Raw genomic sequence first — 2547 nt, forward strand, 5'->3', positions numbered from 1 at the left:
AGGATAATGCAAGGTTTTTGAACGTCCCAATCCTATTTTCGCAGCATGAACATCGGACTTTAACAGGTCAAAAGCTTTATTTTAAAAGGGTTTTACCATTATTCAGCAAACCCTAAATAAATACTTCGCTGAAAAAGGTTCCAGCGAAGTACCACAATAGTCAGTGACCAGTTATCAGTTATCAGTACCCCTAGTGTAACACCTTTGATCCAAAAATCATACCTTTGGGCAGAAAAAGGCCAAAAATAAACACTTCGCCGAAAAGGGTTTCAGCGAAGTACCACAATAGTCAGTGACCAGTTATCAGTTATCAGTACCTTTAGTATAACACCCTTTTTCGATCACTGCAAACTTTTTTCAAATTTTAGGCCAAGAATTTTGGACCCAAACCGACTTTCGGCGCGTACACCGCCCGATCGCCCAATTCTGCTTCGATGCGTAATAAGCGATTATACTTAGCCACCCGTTCACTGCGACTGAGAGAACCAGTTTTAATCTGTCCGGCATTAGTAGCCACCGCCAGATCTGCGATCGTGGTGTCTTCCGTTTCTCCGGAACGATGACTGATGACAGAACGATAACCGTGACGGGTAGCCAGGGCGATCGTTTGTAGGGTTTCCGTCAAAGAACCGATCTGATTGAGTTTAATCAGGATCGAGTTAGCAATACCCAGATCGATCGCTTTTTGCAGACGGATGGGATTAGTCACCATCAAATCATCGCCCACCAACTGAATCCGCGCCCCCAGTTTATCGGTCAATAATTTCCAGTTATCCCAATCTTCCTCGTGTAAACCGTCTTCAATAGAAATAATCGGATAGCGATCAACTAAACTAGCCAAAAAATCCACCATTTCGGCGGGAGAATGGGCAGAACCATCGTAGATGTATTGACCATCCCGATAGAATTCACTGGCGGCCACATCCATAGCTAAAGCCACCTGCGACCCCGGTTTATAACCAGCACGTTCGATCGATTCGATCAAAATATCCAAAGCTTCCTGATTTGAAGCCAAATTCGGAGCATAACCGCCCTCATCGCCCACACCGGTCAGTAATTTGCGTTCGTGCAAGGCCTTACCCAAAGCGGCGAATACTTCCGCCCCCCAACGCAAACCTTCCTTAAAAGAATCGGCCCCGATGGGGAAGATCATAAACTCCTGAAAATCGACGTTATTATCAGCGTGAGAACCACCATTAATCACGTTCATCATTGGGACGGGTAGCACATTGGCCATCGGACCTGCGAGATAACGATAGAGAGGTAATCCCAGATCTGCCGCCGCCGCTTTGGCCGTAGCCAGAGAGACGGCTAGGATAGCATTAGCCCCTAATTCTCGTTTATTGGCCGTGCCATCGCGATCAATCATAGCTAAATCGATACTAGCTTGGTCGAAAGCATTCATCCCCTGCAAAACCGGGACAATTTTTTCGTGGACATTGCGAACCGCTTTCAGGACACCCTTACCACCGTAACGCTGGGGATCATCATCGCGTAATTCGTGGGCCTCAAAACTACCCGTAGAAGCGCCACTGGGAACCTGGGCCAAACCGAGCGCCCCCGATTCTAACAGCACTTCGGCTTCGATCGTGGGACGGCCGCGGGAATCTAGAATCTCCCTAGCTGCGATCGCTTCGATGGGAACTTCGATTTTATCTAACATAACTTATCGTCTCCAACTCAATTTACGGGGTAATTTCGGCTGATTACTAATTGCCTAAAGGGAAATCCACGTTGACAATCTGCTTTTGATCATCAAAAACGAGGATTAAGGTATCCGTCAGTTTTTCAAATTGAATCGTCACCAACACCAGATCCACACCGTCCGTATCCGAGCCTTTTCTGACCTGAGTTCCCACGATCCGACGCACGGGGCCGGTACGCTTAAGTAAATTCTCCCAAGCACCTTGTACTCTGGTGGGGAAAACCTCAGCTTTCAGGAAAGGGTGTAAAAAACCTCGGGCCAAGCCGTAGTCTTTATTGACCAAGGACGTGACAAAAGCATCGCCAATCTCAGAAATACTGCGAAATTCGGGAAAATCGGCGGCAACTATCTGACCGGACCGGTTAAAGGTAATTACCACATCTTCAGTGAGTTTCTCAAATTCAACGGTGACAATCACCAAATTGGCATTGATAGCATCGAGTAGCTTGCTTTTGACAATGCGCTTAAACGGTCCAGTATTGTCAGTGACTTGGCTTTCCCAGACCTTTTGCAGTTTTTCGGCAGTCCAGAGGGGTTTTAGTTGGGGTGACAAAGCTGCAATAACTTTGTCGTATTGTTTAGTTCCCAACCATTCTACTAACTGCCGAGCTTGCTTTTCTTCTCGGACGGGATCACCAATAGCGATCGCAGTTGGTTCTAGGTTCGCCTGTACCGGTGAAACGCTGAACGCGGTCCAAGGCAGGGAAAAACCAATTAAACACAAAGAGAGAATCGATACCCGTTTCGCTAATGAAAGCCGCATCATTTCAGCTATTGCTCCGCAAATAAATAACGTTTTTCCACTTGACGATTGAATTGATGCCATTGTTCATTAGTTAAAG

Annotated in this window: 2 protein-coding genes; both read right to left on the minus strand. The window is 46.7% G+C overall.

The window, feature by feature from the left end; translation table 11 throughout:
- Window positions 1-364: 364 nt before the first annotated feature.
- On the minus strand, window positions 365-1663 hold the full coding sequence (gene eno, locus PX481_RS23070) for a phosphopyruvate hydratase (protein ID WP_147069427.1): 1299 nt from the start codon (window positions 1661-1663) through the stop codon (window positions 365-367).
- A 46-nt stretch (window positions 1664-1709) separates the two neighbouring features.
- Entirely contained in the window at window positions 1710-2471 is a 762-nt protein-coding gene (locus PX481_RS23075) for a DUF3887 domain-containing protein (RefSeq protein WP_002757332.1), read from the minus strand.
- Window positions 2472-2547: the final 76 nt, after the last annotated feature.

It is taken from the genome of Microcystis sp. M53603_WE2 (assembly GCF_030065435.1).